General features: G+C 62.4%; 14 protein-coding genes. 12 read left to right on the top strand and 2 right to left on the bottom strand.

Annotated features, from left to right (window positions below; genetic code table 11):
• The first annotated feature begins 319 nt into the window (after nucleotides 1–319).
• The 12 genes from arcD (at nucleotide 320) to LOY34_RS05010 (ending at nucleotide 14,581) form a co-directional block, all read left to right on the top strand.
• The gene (gene arcD, locus LOY34_RS05065; RefSeq protein WP_045196417.1) at nucleotides 320–1,747 is read left to right on the top strand and encodes an arginine-ornithine antiporter; all 1,428 of its coding nucleotides are present in this window, start codon (nucleotides 320–322) and stop codon (nucleotides 1,745–1,747) included.
• Between the two features lie 33 nt (nucleotides 1,748–1,780).
• Nucleotides 1,781–3,037 (top strand): arginine deiminase, encoded by a 1,257-nt coding sequence (arcA, locus tag LOY34_RS05060; RefSeq protein ID WP_045196415.1) that lies wholly within the window; start codon nucleotides 1,781–1,783, stop codon nucleotides 3,035–3,037.
• 78 nt (nucleotides 3,038–3,115) lie between these two features.
• On the top strand, nucleotides 3,116–4,126 hold the full coding sequence (locus LOY34_RS05055; protein ID WP_045196413.1) for an ornithine carbamoyltransferase: 1,011 nt from the start codon (nucleotides 3,116–3,118) through the stop codon (nucleotides 4,124–4,126).
• Between the two features lie 131 nt (nucleotides 4,127–4,257).
• A complete protein-coding gene (gene arcC / locus LOY34_RS05050; protein ID WP_093387115.1) occupies nucleotides 4,258–5,187 on the top strand; it encodes a carbamate kinase in 930 nt (309 codons plus the stop codon).
• Nucleotides 5,188–5,241: 54 nt separating this feature from the next.
• Nucleotides 5,242–5,607 (top strand): DUF5064 family protein, encoded by a 366-nt coding sequence (locus tag LOY34_RS05045; RefSeq protein WP_195885744.1) that lies wholly within the window; start codon nucleotides 5,242–5,244, stop codon nucleotides 5,605–5,607.
• 145 nt (nucleotides 5,608–5,752) lie between these two features.
• Nucleotides 5,753–7,261, top strand: a complete 1,509-nt coding sequence (locus tag LOY34_RS05040) for a sigma-54-dependent transcriptional regulator (RefSeq protein WP_093387118.1) — start codon at nucleotides 5,753–5,755, stop codon at nucleotides 7,259–7,261.
• Between the two features lie 274 nt (nucleotides 7,262–7,535).
• Nucleotides 7,536–7,919, top strand: a complete 384-nt coding sequence (gene gcvH, locus LOY34_RS05035; RefSeq protein WP_045196405.1) for a glycine cleavage system protein GcvH — start codon at nucleotides 7,536–7,538, stop codon at nucleotides 7,917–7,919.
• Between the two features lie 9 nt (nucleotides 7,920–7,928).
• Nucleotides 7,929–10,784 carry an aminomethyl-transferring glycine dehydrogenase gene (gene gcvP, locus LOY34_RS05030; RefSeq protein WP_195885743.1) on the top strand — a complete coding sequence of 952 codons (2,856 nt, stop codon included), beginning with the start codon at nucleotides 7,929–7,931 and terminating at the stop codon, nucleotides 10,782–10,784.
• Between the two features lie 120 nt (nucleotides 10,785–10,904).
• Complete coding sequence (locus LOY34_RS05025) at nucleotides 10,905–12,281, top strand: L-serine ammonia-lyase (RefSeq protein WP_195885742.1); 1,377 nt, start codon at nucleotides 10,905–10,907, stop codon at nucleotides 12,279–12,281.
• A gap of 28 nt (nucleotides 12,282–12,309) precedes the next feature.
• Nucleotides 12,310–13,434, top strand: coding sequence for a glycine cleavage system aminomethyltransferase GcvT (gene gcvT, locus LOY34_RS05020; RefSeq protein ID WP_195885741.1), 1,125 nt, complete (start codon nucleotides 12,310–12,312; stop codon nucleotides 13,432–13,434).
• A 348-nt stretch (nucleotides 13,435–13,782) separates the two neighbouring features.
• Nucleotides 13,783–13,995, top strand: coding sequence for a cold-shock protein (locus tag LOY34_RS05015; RefSeq protein ID WP_007977299.1), 213 nt, complete (start codon nucleotides 13,783–13,785; stop codon nucleotides 13,993–13,995).
• A 97-nt stretch (nucleotides 13,996–14,092) separates the two neighbouring features.
• Nucleotides 14,093–14,581, top strand: coding sequence for an RDD family protein (locus tag LOY34_RS05010; protein WP_093387135.1), 489 nt, complete (start codon nucleotides 14,093–14,095; stop codon nucleotides 14,579–14,581).
• A 52-nt stretch (nucleotides 14,582–14,633) separates the two neighbouring features.
• Here LOY34_RS05010 and lptG read toward each other — a convergent pair whose 3' ends face one another.
• Complete coding sequence (gene lptG, locus LOY34_RS05005; RefSeq protein WP_045196392.1) at nucleotides 14,634–15,695, bottom strand: LPS export ABC transporter permease LptG; 1,062 nt, start codon at nucleotides 15,693–15,695, stop codon at nucleotides 14,634–14,636.
• Nucleotides 15,688–16,803 (bottom strand): LPS export ABC transporter permease LptF, encoded by a 1,116-nt coding sequence (gene lptF / locus LOY34_RS05000; RefSeq protein WP_045196390.1) that lies wholly within the window; start codon nucleotides 16,801–16,803, stop codon nucleotides 15,688–15,690. Before lptF ends, lptG begins: the two co-directional genes overlap by 8 nt.
• Nucleotides 16,804–16,906: the final 103 nt, after the last annotated feature.

The following is a 16,906-nucleotide window of genomic DNA, read 5'->3' as shown; positions in this document are numbered from 1 at the left end:
ATGCCTGACGAACTAAATGGTGAGTTTTGTGCACAATTCGCGCTTCTTCAAGCTAATAAGAAAAATTCTCAGGGAAAATTTGCGATTCGCCCAAAACGGACTAGCTTCAATTCTCGCAGCCCCGCAAGAGCGATTGCTCTAAAACGCCATGGAGGTGCCAGTTGACAAGGCTTGCAGTACTGCGATCGGCAGACTCCGGGAGGCTGTTTCAGTCATTGATCTGCAATGGAATGTCCTCATGAACTGACCTGAATCAGCTAATGACTTCGCCGCTGGATTTATTCTAGCGTCATCTCTTCTCCTGGTACGGAGTTATTCAATGTCAGACGCTCCCGGAAAACTACGACTTGGTGCGCTGGTTGCACTTGTTGTCGGCTCGATGATCGGCGGCGGGATCTTTTCGCTGCCGCAAAACATGGCCGCAAGTGCTGATGTAGGCGCTGTTCTGATCGGTTGGGGCATCACCGCCATCGGCATGCTGACCCTGGCTTTCGTGTTCCAGACCCTGGCCAATCGCAAGCCTGACCTGGACGGCGGGGTATACGCCTACGCCAAGGCCGGTTTCGGCGATTACATGGGCTTTTCTTCAGCCTGGGGCTACTGGATCAGTGCCTGGCTGGGCAACGTCGGTTACTTCGTGTTGCTGTTCAGCACCCTCGGTTACTTCTTCCCGATCTTTGGCGAGGGCAACACCCCGGCAGCGGTGATTGGCGCCTCGGTGCTGCTCTGGGCCGTGCACTTTCTGGTGTTGCGCGGGATCAAGGAAGCGGCCTTCATCAACCTGGTCACCACCGTAGCCAAGGTCGTACCGCTGGCGCTGTTCGTGCTGATCGCCCTGTTCGCCTTCAAGCTGGATATCTTCACCGCTGACATCTGGGGCTCGATGAACCCGGACCTGGGCAGCGTGATGAACCAGGTGCGCAACATGATGCTGGTCACCGTCTGGGTGTTCATCGGCATCGAGGGCGCGAGCATCTTCTCGGCCCGGGCAGAAAAACGCTCGGACGTCGGCAAGGCCACGGTCATCGGCTTCATCACCGTGCTGCTGTTCCTGGTGCTGGTCAACGTGCTGTCGCTGGGCATCATGACCCAACCGGAGCTGGCCAAGCTGCAGAACCCGTCGATGGCCGCCGTGCTTGAGCACGTGGTTGGCCACTGGGGTGCGGTGCTGATCAGCGTCGGCCTGATCATCTCGCTGCTCGGGGCTTTGCTGTCGTGGGTACTGCTGTGCGCCGAGATCATGTTCGCCGCCGCCAAAGACCACACCATGCCGGAGTTCCTGCGCCGCGAGAACGCCAACCACGTGCCGGCCAACGCCCTGTGGCTGACCAACGCCATGGTGCAGATCTTCCTGGTCATCACCCTGTTCTCGGCCAGTACCTACCTGTCGCTGATCTACCTCGCCACCTCGATGATCCTGGTGCCTTACCTGTGGTCGGCGGCCTATGCCTTCCTGCTCGCGGTACGCAGCGAAACCTACGAACAGGCCCTGGCCGAACGCAAGAAAGACCTGGTCATCGGCGCCATCGCCCTGCTCTACGCGGTCTGGCTGCTGTATGCCGGCGGCGTCAAATACCTGCTGCTCTCGGCCCTGCTGTATGCCCCTGGCGTGATCCTGTTCGCCAAGGCCAAGCGCGAGGTCGGCCAACCGATTTTTACCAACGTGGAGAAGCTGATCTTCGCCGCCGTAGTCATTGGTGCCCTGGTGGCTGCCTATGGCCTGTACGACGGCTTCCTGACTCTGTAACCACCCGTTTTCGCAACTTGGAGGAAATGAACCATGTCCACAGATAAAGTTAAGTACGGCGTACATTCCGAAGCCGGCAAACTGCGCAAAGTGATGGTCTGCTCCCCTGGCCTGGCGCACCAGCGCCTGACCCCGAGCAACTGCGACGAACTGCTGTTCGATGACGTTATCTGGGTCAACCAGGCCAAACGCGACCACTTCGACTTCGTCACCAAAATGCGTGAGCGCGGCATCGAAGTGCTGGAAATGCACAACCTGCTGACCGAGACCATCCAGAACCCCGAAGCGCTGAAATGGATCCTCGACCGCAAGATCACCCCGGACACCGTCGGTGTCGGCCTGACCAACGAAGTGCGCAGCTGGCTCGAAGGCCTTGAGCCGCGCAAACTGGCCGAATTCCTGATCGGCGGCGTGGCCGGTGAAGACCTGCCGGAAAGTGAAGGCGCCGGCGTGATCAAGATGTACCGCGACTACCTGGGCCACTCAAGCTTCCTGCTCGACCCACTGCCCAACACCCAGTTCACCCGCGACACCACCTGCTGGATCTACGGCGGCGTGACCCTCAACCCGATGTACTGGCCGGCGCGACGTCAGGAAACCCTGCTGACCACCGCCATCTACAAGTTCCACCCTGAGTTCACCGCGGCCGACTTTGAAATCTGGTACGGCGATCCGGACCAGGACCACGGCAAGGCCACCCTGGAAGGCGGCGACGTCATGCCGATCGGCAATGGCGTGGTCCTGATCGGCATGGGCGAGCGCACCTCGCGCCAGGCCATCGGCCAACTGGCGCAATCGCTGTTTGCCAAAGGCGCGGTGGAAAAAGTGGTGGTCGCCGGCCTGCCGAAATCCCGTGCCGCGATGCACCTGGACACCGTGTTCAGCTTCTGCGACCGCGACCTGGTCACGGTCTTCCCGGAAGTGGTCAAGGAAATCGTGCCGTTCGTCATTCGCCCGGACAGCAGCAAGCCATACGGCCTGGACGTGCGCCGCGAGAACAAGACGTTCCTCGACGTGGTCGCCGAATCGCTGAACCTGAAGAAACTGCGCGTGGTCGAGACCGGTGGCAACAGCTTCGCCGCCGAACGCGAGCAGTGGGACGACGGCAACAACGTGGTGGCGGTTGAACCAGGTGTGGTCATCGGCTACGACCGCAACACCTACACCAACACCCTGCTGCGCAAGGCAGGCGTCGAAGTCATCACCATCAGCGCCGGCGAACTGGGCCGTGGCCGCGGCGGCGGTCACTGCATGACCTGCCCGATCGTGCGCGACCCTATCGACTACTAGACGACCATCAACCGCCTGCACCTGCCGGTGCAGGCGAGCCGATTACCGCTTTCCGTTCACAAGAACAGGAGAAACATCATGGCGTTCAACATCCACAACCGTAACCTGCTGAGCCTGGAACACCACACCCCTCGCGAGTTGCGCTACCTGCTGGACCTGTCCCGCGACCTGAAACGTGCCAAGTACACCGGCACCGAGCAGCAGCACCTCAAAGGCAACAACATTGCGCTGATCTTCGAGAAGACCTCGACCCGCACCCGTTGCGCCTTCGAAGTAGCTGCCTATGACCAGGGCGCCAACGTCACCTACATCGACCCGAACTCCTCGCAGATCGGCCACAAGGAAAGCATGAAGGACACCGCCCGGGTACTCGGGCGCATGTATGACGCCATCGAATACCGTGGCTTCAAGCAGGAAATCGTCGAAGAACTGGCGAAGTTCGCCGGCGTACCGGTGTTCAACGGCCTGACCGACGAATACCACCCGACCCAGATGATCGCCGACGTGCTGACCATGCGTGAGCACGCCGACAAGCCGATCCATGAGATCAGCTACGCCTACCTGGGCGATGCGCGCAACAACATGGGCAACTCGCTGCTGCTGGTCGGCTCCAAGCTTGGCATGGACGTGCGTATCTGCGCGCCAAAAGCCCTGTGGCCGCACGATGACCTGGTCGCCCGTTGCAAGAAATACGCGGAAGAAAGCGGCGCGCGCATCACCCTGACCGAAGACCCGAAAGCTGCGGTCAAAGGCGTCGACTTCATTCACACCGACGTCTGGGTATCGATGGGCGAGCCGGTTGAAGCCTGGGGCGAACGCATCCAGCAACTGCTGCCGTACCAGGTCAACGCCGAGCTGATGAAAGCCACCGGCAACCCGCGCACCAAGTTCATGCACTGCCTGCCGGCGTTCCACAACTCCGACACCAAGGTCGGCAAACAGATCGCCGAGCAGTACCCGAACCTGGCCAACGGCATTGAAGTGACCGACGACGTGTTCGAGTCGCCAGCCTGCATCGCCTTCGAGCAAGCGGAAAACCGCATGCACACCATCAAGGCGATCCTGGTGTCGACCCTGGCTGACCTGTAATCCAGCTGCCAGTCTCTGTGGGAGCGGGCTTGCCCCGCGATAGCGTCACCGCGGTGCAGCAGATGCACCGCCATCGCGGGGCAAGCCCGCTCCTACAGGGTGGCATCTCCCTTTCCTAGAAGGACATCATCATGCGTATCGTTGTTGCATTGGGCGGCAACGCCCTGCTGCGCCGTGGCGAACCCATGACTGCAGACAATCAGCGCGCCAATATCCGCATCGCCGCCGAGCAGATCGCCAAGATCCATCCGGGCAACGAGCTGGTCATCGCCCACGGCAATGGCCCGCAAGTCGGCCTGCTGTCGTTGCAGGCGCAATCCTACAAACCTGATGAAGCCTACCCGCTGGACGTGCTCGGTGCCGAAACCGAAGGCATGATCGGCTACATCATCGAGCAGGAGCTGGGCAACCTGCTGGACTTCGAAGTGCCGTTCGCCACCCTCCTGACCCAGGTTGAGGTGGACGCCAACGACCCGGCCTTCAAGGACCCGACCAAGTTCATCGGCCCGGTCTACAGCAAAGAAGACGCCGAGCGCCTGGCCAAGGAAAAAGGCTGGGTGGTCAAGGCCGACGGCGACAAATACCGCCGTGTGGTCGCCAGCCCGAAACCCAAGCGCATCTTCGAGATCCGCCCGATCAAATGGCTGCTGGAAAAGAGCAGCATCGTCATCTGCGCCGGCGGTGGCGGTATCCCGACCATGTATGACGCCGACCGCAAGCTCAAGGGCATCGAGGCGGTGATCGACAAGGACCTGTGCTCGGCGCTGCTGGCCGAACAGCTCGAAGCCGACCTGCTGGTGATCGCCACCGACGTCAACGCGGCGTTCATCGACTATGGCAAGCCAAGCCAGAAGGCAATTGCCCAGGCGCACCCGGACGAGCTCGAACGCCTCGGCTTTGCCGCAGGCTCCATGGGCCCGAAAGTCCAGGCCGCTTGCGACTTTGCACGCCACACCGGCAAAGTGGCGGTCATCGGTTCTCTGGCCGACATCGAGGATATCGTCAAGGGTACGGCCGGTACCCGGGTTTCCACCGCCAAGCCGGGAATCAGCTACCGTTGAATGCAGTTGGCGGGCCTTGGGCCCGCCGTTTTCACCTTTGCGGAGGATTCCATCATGGCCAAATTCGAACCCGGTCACGTGCATATCGAGCGCACTGCGCTGAACAAGGCTGATCACAGCTACGACCTGAATATCGAGTACGCAGTAGTCCGGGAAGCCAACAAACACGGCATTGATTTCCACATGCATGGGAGCATCGAAGGCAAGACCGTGGAGGAAAAGTTCTTCCTGAGCAAGGAAGAGGTACTGCCAAGCTTCCTGAGTGTTGCCACGCGCAAGGCACAGAGCTACATGCCGTCGCCGAAGAAATTCGAGAGCCTGGGCTCAGGGCACAAGATCTACGACCTGATGTTCGAGGACATTCGCGAGAAGCTGGAGGTGAAGTCGGGCGACCCGGTCAATCCCGAGCACTTCGAATAGCCCTACCGGCCTCATCGCCGGGCAAGTCGGTTCGCCGCACCGCCGCTCTTACCCAGGTAGGAGCGGCGGTGCGGCGAACCGACTTGCCCCGCGATTGCGCTGAACAGCATACTGGCCGCCTTCGGCAGCCTTGACCCCCTCCCCCATGCGCATCCACGTCAGTTTCATCGACCGTGTCGGTATCACCCAGGAAGTGCTGGCCCTGCTCGGCGCCCGCAACCTCAACCTGGACGCCGTGGAGATGGTGCCGCCGAACGTCTACATCGACGCCCCGACCCTCAGCCCGCACGTGCTCGAAGAGCTGCACGACGCGCTGTTCAACGTGCAGGGCGTGCAAACCGTACAAGTGGTCGACATCCTCCCCGGCCAGCGCCGTCACCTGCAGCTCGATGCCCTGCTCGCGGCCATGAGCGACCCGGTGCTGGCCCTGGACAGCGCCGGCCACGTGCTGCTGGCCAACCCCGCGCTGGTGGCGTTGTGCGGCCAGGAGCCGTCCGACCGTTCGGTGGCCGACCTGTTTGGCGACCCGGGCTTGCTCGAAGCGCTGATCGAACAGGGCTTTCACCTGCCCCTGCGCGAAGTGACCCTCAACGGCCAGACCCTGCTGCTCGACGCCACGCCGATCACCAACGCCGGCGCCCTGCTGACCCTGTACCAGCCCAACCGCATTGGCGAACGGCTGTCGGCGCTGCACCATGATCACGCCGAGGGCTTCGATGCCCTGCTCGGCGACTCCCCGCCGATCCGCACCCTCAAGGCCCGCGCCCTGCGCGTTGCAGCTCTGGACGCGCCGCTGCTGATCAACGGTGAAACCGGCACCGGCAAGGAGCTGGTGGCCCGCGCCTGTCACGCCATCAGCAGCCGTCACAGTGCGCCCTTCCTGGCCCTCAACTGTGCGGCGCTGCCGGAGAACCTGGCCGAAAGCGAGCTGTTCGGTTACGCCCCCGGCGCCTTTACCGGTGCGCAACGTGGCGGCAAGCCGGGGCTGATGGAACTGGCCAACCAGGGCACGGTATTCCTCGACGAGATCGGCGAGATGTCACCGTACCTGCAGGCCAAGCTGCTGCGTTTTCTCAACGATGGCAGCTTTCGCCGGGTCGGCGGTGATCGCGAGGTCAAGGTCAATGTACGGATCCTCAGCGCCACCCACCGCGACCTGGAAAAAATGGTCGCCGAGGGCACCTTTCGCGAAGACCTGTTCTACCGCCTGAACGTGCTCAACCTGCAGGTGCCACCGCTGCGCGAACGTGGCCAGGACATCCTCCTGCTGGCGCGCTACTTCATGCAGCAGGCCTGCACCCAGATCCAGCGCCCGCTGTGCCGCCTGGCCCCGGCCACTTACCCGGCGCTACTGGGCAACCGCTGGCCGGGCAACGTGCGCCAGTTGCAGAACGTGATCTTCCGCGCCGCGGCCATCAGCGAAAGCAGCCTGGTGGACATCGGCGACCTGGACATTGCCGGCACCTCGGTGGCTCGCGGCCATGACGCTGAAGTCGACAGCCTTGAACAGGCCGTGGAAGACTTCGAGCGCAACCTGCTGGAAAAGCTCTACAGCAGCTACCCCTCGACCCGCCAGCTAGCCAGCCGCCTGCAAACCTCGCACACCGCCATCGCCCATCGCCTGCGCAAGTACGGCATCCCGGCCAAGCCCTGAACAGCTGTAGCGAAATCACTACATCGTAACGATATCGATACAGCACAGTTTCAGGGCCACAGTGCAAGGTTCTGATCCACTTGAGCTTTTTTTCTCACCCCTAGGTGTAGCGATTTCGCTACACCGGTTATTTATTCTTTTCCCGGAAATTATCTAACTATTTGTTTTAAAACGATATTTTAGATATGGCCGCAATATTGCTATGGCGTTACCCATCCCTGGGCTCACCTGAGCCATGCCCACAGCCGTCCCCTGCGGCCCTTGAGGAGTTTCCATGAGCGAGTTGCGTTTTACCGAAGATCACGAATGGCTGCGTAGCGAAGCTGACGGCAGCGTCACTGTCGGGATCACCGCCTTCGCCCAGAACGCCCTGGGGGATGTGGTCTACGTGCAACTGCCAGAGCTGCAACGCTACGAGCAAGGCGCCGAAGCCTCGACCGTCGAATCGGTCAAGGCTGCCAGCGGCGTGTACATGCCGCTGACCGGCGAAGTGGTAGCGGTCAACGACCAGCTCGAAGGCAACCCCGAACGGGTCAACGAAGACCCGCTGGGTGAAGGCTGGTTCTTCCGTTTCATCCCGGCCGACGCCGGCGCCGTCGCGCAACTGCTCGACCAGGACGCCTACGACCGCCTGATCAAAGCTAACGCTGACGCCTGAGGAACCGCCATGACCATCAACCTCGGCACTGCCAACGAATTCATCGCCCGCCACATCGGCCCGCGCCAGCACGACGAGCAGCACATGCTCGCCACCCTCGGTTTTGACTCGCTGGAGGACATGAGCGCCGCGGTCATCCCCGACAGCATCAAGGGCACCAGCGTCCTTGAGCTGGGCGCCGGGCAAAGCGAAGCCCAGGCGCTGGCCTCGCTCAAGGCCATCGCCGGCAACAACCAGCTGTTCAAGAGCTTCATCGGCCAGGGTTACTACAACTGCCACACGCCGGCGCCGATCCTGCGCAACCTGCTGGAAAACCCGGCCTGGTACACCGCCTACACCCCTTACCAGCCAGAGATTTCCCAGGGCCGCCTGGAAGCGCTGCTGAACTTCCAGACCCTGATCAGCGACCTCACCGGCCTGCCGATCGCCAACGCCTCCCTGCTCGACGAAGCCACTGCCGCTGCCGAAGCCATGACCTTCTGCAAGCGCCTGAGCAAGAACAAGGGCAGCCACGCCTTCTTCGCCTCGGTGCATTGCCACCCGCAAACCCTGGACGTGCTGCGCACCCGTGCCGAACCGCTGGGTATCGAGGTTGTCGTCGGCGACGAGCGTGAGCTGAGCGATGTCAGCGCCTTCTTCGGCGCCCTGCTGCAATACCCGGCCAGCAGTGGTGAAGTCTTCGACTACCGCGAGCTGGTCGAGCGCTTCCACGCGGCCAATGCCCTGGTCGCCGTGGCGGCCGACCTGCTGGCCCTGACCCTGCTGACCCCGCCGGGCGAATTCGGCGCCGACGTGGCCATCGGCAGCGCCCAACGCTTTGGTGTACCGCTGGGCTTCGGTGGCCCGCATGCCGCCTTCTTCTCGACCCGCGACGCATTCAAGCGCGACATGCCCGGCCGCCTGGTCGGCGTGTCGATCGACCGCTTCGGCAAGACCGCACTGCGCCTGGCCATGCAGACCCGCGAGCAACATATCCGCCGCGAGAAAGCCACCAGCAACATCTGCACTGCCCAGGTACTGCTGGCCAACATCGCCAGCATGTACGCCGTATACCACGGCCCTCAGGGCCTGAAGCAGATCGCCGAGCGTACCCACGCGCTGACCGCGATCCTCAAGGCCGGCCTGCAACAGTTGGGTGTACAGGTCGAAGTGGAACACTTCTTCGACACCCTGACCCTGGCCACCGGCAGCAGCACCGCCGCCCTGCACGACCAGGCCCGCGGCCAACGCCTGAACCTGCGCCAGATCGACGCCCAGCGCCTGGGCCTGTCGCTGGATGAAACCAGCACCCAGGCCGACGTCGAAGCCCTGTGGCAGCTGTTCGCCGCGGGCAAGGCCAGCCCGGACTTCGCCGCTCTCGCCGCCAGCGTTCAGGCACAACTGCCACGCACGCTGCTGCGCCAGTCGGCGATTCTCGAGCACCCGGTGTTCAACCGTTACCACAGCGAAACCGAGCTGATGCGCTACTTGCGCCGCCTGGCTGACAAGGACCTGGCGCTGGACCGCACCATGATCCCGCTGGGCTCGTGCACCATGAAGCTCAACGCCGCCAGCGAAATGATCCCGGTGACCTGGGCCGAGTTCGGCAGCCTGCACCCGTTCGCCCCGGCCGCGCAGAGCCAGGGTTACCAGCAACTGACCAGCGAGCTGGAAGCCATGCTCTGCGCCGCCACCGGCTACGACGCCGTGTCGCTGCAGCCCAACGCCGGCTCCCAGGGCGAATACGCCGGCCTGCTGGCGATTCGCGCCTATCACCAGAGCCGCGGCGAAGCGCGTCGCGACATCTGCCTGATCCCGTCCTCGGCCCACGGCACCAACCCCGCTACCGCGCACATGGCCGGCATGCGCGTTGTAGTCACCGCCTGTGACGCCCGCGGCAACGTCGACATCGACGACCTGCGTGCCAAGGCCATCGAACACCGTGAACACCTTGCCGCGCTGATGATCACCTACCCCTCGACCCATGGCGTGTTCGAAGAAGCCATTGGCGAGATCTGCGCGATCATCCATGACAACGGCGGCCAGGTGTACATCGACGGCGCCAACATGAACGCCATGGTCGGCCTCTGCGCCCCGGGCAAGTTCGGCGGCGACGTTTCGCACCTGAACCTGCACAAGACCTTCTGCATCCCCCACGGCGGTGGCGGCCCGGGCGTCGGCCCGATCGGCGTCAAATCGCACCTGGCGCCGTTCCTGCCGGGCCATGCGCACATGGACAACAAGCAGGGCGCGGTTTGCGCCGCACCGTTCGGTAGCGCCAGCATCCTGCCGATCACCTGGATGTACATCCGCATGATGGGTGGCGCCGGGCTCAAGCGTGCCTCGCAAATGGCCATCCTCAACGCCAACTACATCGCCCGCCGCCTGGAAGAGCACTATCCTGTGTTGTACACCGGCAGCAATGGCCTGGTTGCGCACGAGTGCATCCTCGACCTGCGCCCGATCAAGGACAGCAGCGGCATCAGCGTCGATGACGTGGCAAAACGCCTGATCGACTTCGGCTTCCACGCCCCGACCATGTCGTTCCCGGTGGCCGGCACGCTGATGATCGAACCGACCGAAAGCGAGTCCAAAGAAGAACTGGACCGCTTCTGCGAGGCGATGATCCGCATCCGCGAAGAGATTCGCGCGGTGGAAAGCGGCAGCCTGGACAAGGACGACAACCCGCTGAAGAACGCCCCGCACACTGCCGCCGAAATCGCCGGTGAGTGGAGCCACCCGTACAGCCGCGAGCAGGCGGTGTATCCGCTGGCGTCGCTGGTCGAAGGCAAGTACTGGCCACCGGTCGGCCGCGTTGACAACGTGTTTGGCGACCGCAACCTGGTGTGTGCCTGCCCGTCGATCGAGAGCTATCAGGACGTCTGAGTACGAGCTGATGGCCTCATCGCTGGCAACGCCAGCTCCCACAGGTTCTGATAACAGCAAAGAACCCTGTGGGAGCCGGCCTTGCCGGCGATGCTATCCCCAAATTACGAGGGTACGACCATGTCACTAAGCGTCTTCGACCTGTTCAAGATCGGCATCGGCCCCTCCAGTTCCCATACCGTAGGCCCTATGCGCGCCGCTGCGCGTTTTGCTGAAGGCCTGCGTCGCGACGGCCTGCTGGCCGCTACAGTCAGCGTCAAGGCCGAGCTCTATGGCTCGCTCGGCGCCACCGGCAAAGGCCACGGCAGCGACAAGGCCGTGCTGCTCGGGCTTGAAGGCGAACACCCGGACAGCGTCGACACCGAAAGCATCCCCGCACGCCTGCAGGCCATCCGCAGCAGCGGCCGGCTCAACCTGCTCGGCGAGCATGCAATCGACTTCGTTGAAAAGCAGCACCTGGCAATGATCCGCAAACCCCTGGCCTTCCATCCCAACGGCATGATCTTCCGTGCCTTTGACGCCGCCGGCTTGCAGATTCGCAGCCGCGAGTACTACTCGGTGGGCGGTGGTTTCGTGGTCGACGAGGACGCGGCCGGCGCCGATCGGATCGTCGAAGACAGCACCGTGCTGCCCTACCCGTTCAAGACCGCCAAGGAGCTGCTTGGCCACTGTACCGCGCAGCACCTGTCGATCAGCCAGGTCATGCTGGCCAACGAAGCCGCCTGGCGCCCGGAAAGCGACACCCGCAGCGGCCTGTTGCACATCTGGCAGGTCATGCAGGACTGCGTGTCTGCCGGTTGTCGCAACGAAGGTATTTTGCCTGGCGGGCTCAAGGTCAAACGCCGCGCCGCCGCGCTGTACCGCCAGCTGTGCAGCAACCCGGAGGCGAGCCTGCGCGACGCGCTGTCGGTGCTCGACTGGGTCAACCTCTACGCCCTGGCCGTCAACGAAGAAAACGCCTTTGGCGGGCGCGTGGTCACCGCGCCGACCAACGGCGCCGCCGGTATCGTCCCGGCAGTGTTGCACTACTACATGCGTTTTATCCCGGGCGCCAATGACGACGGCGTGGTGCGTTTTCTGCTCACCGCCGCCGCCATCGGCATCCTCTATAAAGAGAACGCCTCGATCTCCGGTGCCGAAGTCGGCTGCCAGGGCGAAGTCGGCGTTGCCTGCTCGATGGCCGCCGGAGCCCTGTGCGAGGTGATGGGCGGCACGGTGCAGCAGGTCGAGAACGCCGCCGAAATCGGCATGGAACACAACCTGGGCCTGACCTGCGACCCGATCGGCGGGCTAGTCCAGGTGCCCTGCATCGAGCGTAACGCCATGGGTTCGGTCAAGGCCATCAACGCGGTGCGCATGGCCCTGCGCGGTGACGGGCAGCACTTCGTCTCGCTGGATAAGGTCATCCGCACCATGCGCCAGACCGGCGCCGACATGAAAAGCAAATACAAGGAGACCGCCCGCGGCGGTCTGGCCGTCAACATCATCGAATGCTGACACCCTCTCAAGCCCCAAGGAGTCATCAATGTCCACCGAAACACTGCTCAAGACCCCGCTGCACGCCCTGCACCTGGAACTGGGCGCCCGCATGGTGCCGTTCGCCGGATACGACATGCCGGTCCAGTACCCGCTGGGAGTGATGAAAGAACACCTGCACAGCCGCGAGCAGGCCGGCCTGTTCGATGTTTCGCACATGGGCCAGATCCGCCTGAGCGGCGCCGCTGCAGCCAAGGCCCTGGAAACCCTGGTGCCGGTCGACATCATCGACCTGCCGGTGGGCATGCAGCGCTATGCCATGTTCACCAACGAACACGGCGGCATCCTCGATGACCTGATGGTCGCCAACCTGGGCAACGACGAACTGTTCCTGGTAGTCAACGCGGCCTGCAAAGAGCAAGACCTGGCCCACTTGCGCAAACATATCGGCGATCAGTGCCAGATCCAGCCACTGTTTGAAGAGCGCGCCCTGCTGGCCCTGCAGGGGCCGGCGGCGGTGAAGGTGCTCGAGCGCCTGGCACCCGTCGTGGCGAAGATGACTTTCATGCAGTTCCAGCCGGTACAACTGCTGAGCGCAGACTGTTTTGTCAGCCGTTCGGGCTACACCGGTGAAGACGGTTTCGAGATTTCGGTGCCGGCCGGCAAAGCCGAAGAGCTGGCGCGCCGCCTGCTGGCCGAACCCGAAGTACAGGCTATCGGCCTGGGCGCACGCGACTCGCTGCGCCTGGAGGCCGGCCTGTGCCTGTATGGCCACGACATGAACACCCAGACCACGCCCATCGAAGCCAGCCTGCTCTGGGCCATCTCCAAGGTGCGCCGTGCCGATGGCCAGCGCGCCGGCGGCTTCCCCGGTGCCGAGGCGATCTTCGCCCAGCAGCAAAGCGGGGTTGCGCGCAAGCGCGTGGGCCTGTTGCCGCAGGAGCGCACACCGGTGCGCGAAGGCGCCGAGATCGTTGACCAGTCAGGCACGGTTATCGGCAGCATCTGCAGTGGCGGCTTTGGCCCGACATTGAATGCGCCGGTGGCGATGGGGTACCTCGATGCCGCGTACAGCGCACTGGAAACCCCAGTGTGGGCGATCGTGCGCGGCAAGCGCGTGGCGATGAAAGTGAGCAAGATGCCCTTCGTTGCCCAACGCTATTATCGCGGCTGAATCGATACTTGAAACAACGTGTCATGAAGCGTTCGGATTTTCGAATTCGAACGCTTTTTATAACTTTCGAAAAGCGTTGCGACAATGCTTGGAATGAGCCGGAAAAAATCGACCGAACGGCGGCTAAAAGGCACAGCGGCGGCGGTCTGCAGGGCTTGTTTTTGTCTTCAAAGTTAGCGTATTGTCTGTGCACTGTGTTTGCATGGGTCGCTATGGTTCGTGACCTGGGCAGTAGCTCTGATGTTTGCTACACCCGTTCGACGTCTCTTACTTTCCTGCAACCCAGCCCAGTACTCTTTCATTTGGAAGAAGCTGTTACTAATTCTAAGTTTCAAAGGAAATAAGACAATGTCCCAACGTCAGAGCGGTACCGTCAAGTGGTTTAACGACGAGAAAGGTTTTGGTTTCATCACTCCAGAAAGCGGTCCGGATCTGTTCGTACACTTCCGCGCTATTCAGGGTAACGGCTTCAAGAGCCTGAAAGAAGGTCAGAAAGTCACCTTCATCGCCGTGCAGGGCCAGAAAGGCATGCAGGCTGACGAAGTTCAAGCAGAAGCCTGATCTTCATCAACAAAGAAGCCTCTGCTGGCAACAGCAGGGGCTTTTTTGTGCGCGCAATTCCGTAGAATGGGCGTTTTGCGCAAGGAGGGCCTCGCCAGTGCCCAAGCAGCTGTTACAGCCCGAAGGTGAATTTCCCCCTGTCGACCTTGGCCGCCGCCTGGCCGCCATGTTCTATGACTTTTTGCTGTGCACCGCGTTGCTGATCGTCACCGCCGGTGCCTACAAGATGATCCAGATGGCTTTCATCGGGGAAGCGCGCATGCGCGAGTTAACCGAGGCCGGCGCCCTGGATGGCGACCCGTTGCTGTCGACCATCCTGCTGTTCGCCCTGTTCGGCTTTTTCGCCAAGTTCTGGACCCACGGCGGCCAGACCCTGGGTATGCAGGTATGGGGCATCCGTGTGCAAAATGCCGACGGCAGCGCCATCAGCCTGTGGCAGGCACTGTTGCGTTTTGTCGTATCGATCGGCTCGTGGTTGTGCCTGGGCCTGGGTTTTATCTGGGCGTTGTTCGACAAGCGCAAGCGCAGCTGGCACGACATCTACTCCGACACTCAACTGGTGCGAATTCCCAAGCGCAAAAAATAACCGCGCACAAAAAAGCCGACCCTGAGGTCGGCTTTTTCTTGTCTGCGGCAATTTATCCGGCGCGCCGCAACATCCACAACCCGGCCACCGCACAGATCGCCGCCGGCAGCACCACCGCCAGCAACGGCGGGAAGCCGAACACCTGGCTGGAAGGCCCGAGCAGGTCCTGGGCGATGCGGAACACAAAACCCACCAGCACCCCGGTGAACACCCGCTGACCAAGGGTCACCGAGCGCAGCGGACCGAAGATGAAGGAGATGGCCATCAGCACCAGCGCCGCGGTGACCATCGGCTGCAGCACCTTGGTCCAGAATGCCAGCCAGTACCGGGCGTTGTTCAGGCCCTGGTCGGACAGGTAGTGGATGTAATCCCAAAGACCGGTGATCGACAGTGATTCTGGTGCGACCACTACGGTATTGAGCAACTGCGGGGTGACCGACACGTCCCAGCGTTCTTCAGGCGTTTTGATGACTTCGGTGTGATCGCCGCGGAAATAGGTGGTGGTCACGTCGCTGAGCAGCCAGTGATCTTCCTTGTACTGGGCACGGCGGGCAAAGCTCGAGGTCTGCATGTGCCGCTCGTTGTCGAAGCGATAGCGGGTCACGCCGTAGAGCAAGCCGTTGGGCTGCACCGAGTTGATGTGCACGAACTCGTCACCCTGGCGGTGCCACATGCCGCGCTTGGAGCTCTGCGCCTCACCACCGCCCTGGGCCAGGGAACGGTCGGCCTGGGCCTTGTTCTCGGTGACCGGGGCCAGGTACTCGCCAATCAGGATACCGGCCAGCATCAGCACCAGCATCGGCTTCATCACCGCCCAGACGATCCGCCCGATCGACACGCCGGCGGCGCGCATGATGGTCAGCTCGCTGCTGCTGGCCAGGCTCCCCAGGCCGATCAGGCAGCCGATCAGGGCAGCCATCGGCAGCATGTCGTAGAGCCGCCGCGGTGCGGTAAGCAAGACGAAATTGCCGGCGTCCATCAGCGTGTAGGTGTCGGTGATATCGCCCATTTCATCGATGAAGGCGAACAGCGAAGCCAGGCCCAGGATGATGCCCAGTACGGCAAGAATCGCCATCAGCACACTTTTGCCGATGTAACTGTCGAGCTTAACCATGGGCCACCTCCGCACGGCGAGCGGCGCGCTTGAGGCGCAACGGCTCCCAGTACATCAGCCCCAGGCCGATCAACAGAAACAGGCCATGGACCCACCAGATACCCAGGCCGATCGGCAGCTTGCCTTTCTCCAGGGCGCCACGCACGGCAATCAGCATTGTCAGGTACGCCATATACAGAAGAATCGCCGGCAGCAGTTTGAGGAAACGGCCCTGGCGCGGGTTGACCCGCGACAGTGGCACCGCCAGCAGGGTGACGATGAACACCAGCAACGGCAGCGACAGGCGCCACTGCAGCTCGGCACGCTCGCGCAGGCCCTTGCTGCCAATCAGTTGCGAGGTCGGGATGGCTTCACGCTCGGTGATCTCTTCACTGACTTCAGGCTTGGGCAACAGCACGCCGTAGGTGTCGTACTTGATTGCGCGGTAATCAGCCTGGCCAGGGTTACCGTCATAGCGGTAGCCGTTTTCCAGGATCAGGTAGCGGTTGCCATCGGGGTTGACCTGCTGGTGGCCTTTTTCCGCCACCAGTACCGACGGACCGCGGTCCTTGGTCTTGTCCTGGTTGAAGCGCTTCTCGGAAATGAACACACCGCCAAGGTTGACCCGATCTTCCGACAGTTGCTCGGTATAGGTAACCCGCGAACCATCGCGCAGGGTCTGGAAGCGGCCCGGCACCAGGGTGTCGAACTCGGTCAGGGCGTCCTGCTGGTTGATGATCTGTGCGACCTGGGTAACGCCCTGGGGCGCCAGGCTCAGGCTCAGCCAGGCTACCAGCAAGGCCACCAGTGCCGCCGGCGCCATGGTCATGCCCAGCAGCCGCTGCTGGCTCATGCCGGTGGCCGAAAGCACGGTCATCTCGCTTTCCAGGTACAAACGGCCATAGGCCAGGAGGATACCGAGGAACAGCCCCAGGGGCAGGATCAACTGCAGGAAGCCCGGCAGGCGGTAGCCCATGATCAGGAACAGCACGCTCGGGTCGAGCACGCCCTGGGCCGCCTGGGCCAGGTATTTGATGAAGCGCCCACTCATGATGATGACCAGCAGCACAGCGCTGACGGCACTCAAGGTCACCAGGACCTCGCGGGACAGATAACGAAAGACGATCAAACCAGACACTCCTGGGTTGTCAGGCTCGGACAGCCGAACAAGAAATCCATAACAGCCAAGATAGTAGCCCGCTCGCCAGAGCGAACCCGGGTAAAAGTTGGCG

This window comes from Pseudomonas sp. B21-009, from assembly GCF_024749345.1.
Taxonomy (GTDB): Bacteria; Pseudomonadota; Gammaproteobacteria; order Pseudomonadales; family Pseudomonadaceae; genus Aquipseudomonas.
The sequence above is the reverse complement of the archived record's forward strand: the minus strand, read 5'-3'. Positions and strand labels throughout refer to the sequence as shown.

Coding starts and splice junctions, on each gene's coding strand:
- arcD (WP_045196417.1), top strand. CDS start 320: ATGTCAGACGCTCCCGGAAAACTACGACTTGGTGCGCTGGTTGCACTT.
- arcA (WP_045196415.1), top strand. CDS start 1,781: ATGTCCACAGATAAAGTTAAGTACGGCGTACATTCCGAAGCCGGCAAA.
- LOY34_RS05055 (WP_045196413.1), top strand. CDS start 3,116: ATGGCGTTCAACATCCACAACCGTAACCTGCTGAGCCTGGAACACCAC.
- arcC (WP_093387115.1), top strand. CDS start 4,258: ATGCGTATCGTTGTTGCATTGGGCGGCAACGCCCTGCTGCGCCGTGGC.
- LOY34_RS05045 (WP_195885744.1), top strand. CDS start 5,242: ATGGCCAAATTCGAACCCGGTCACGTGCATATCGAGCGCACTGCGCTG.
- LOY34_RS05040 (WP_093387118.1), top strand. CDS start 5,753: ATGCGCATCCACGTCAGTTTCATCGACCGTGTCGGTATCACCCAGGAA.
- gcvH (WP_045196405.1), top strand. CDS start 7,536: ATGAGCGAGTTGCGTTTTACCGAAGATCACGAATGGCTGCGTAGCGAA.
- gcvP (WP_195885743.1), top strand. CDS start 7,929: ATGACCATCAACCTCGGCACTGCCAACGAATTCATCGCCCGCCACATC.
- LOY34_RS05025 (WP_195885742.1), top strand. CDS start 10,905: ATGTCACTAAGCGTCTTCGACCTGTTCAAGATCGGCATCGGCCCCTCC.
- gcvT (WP_195885741.1), top strand. CDS start 12,310: ATGTCCACCGAAACACTGCTCAAGACCCCGCTGCACGCCCTGCACCTG.
- LOY34_RS05015 (WP_007977299.1), top strand. CDS start 13,783: ATGTCCCAACGTCAGAGCGGTACCGTCAAGTGGTTTAACGACGAGAAA.
- lptG (WP_045196392.1), bottom strand. CDS start 15,695: ATGGTTAAGCTCGACAGTTACATCGGCAAAAGTGTGCTGATGGCGATT.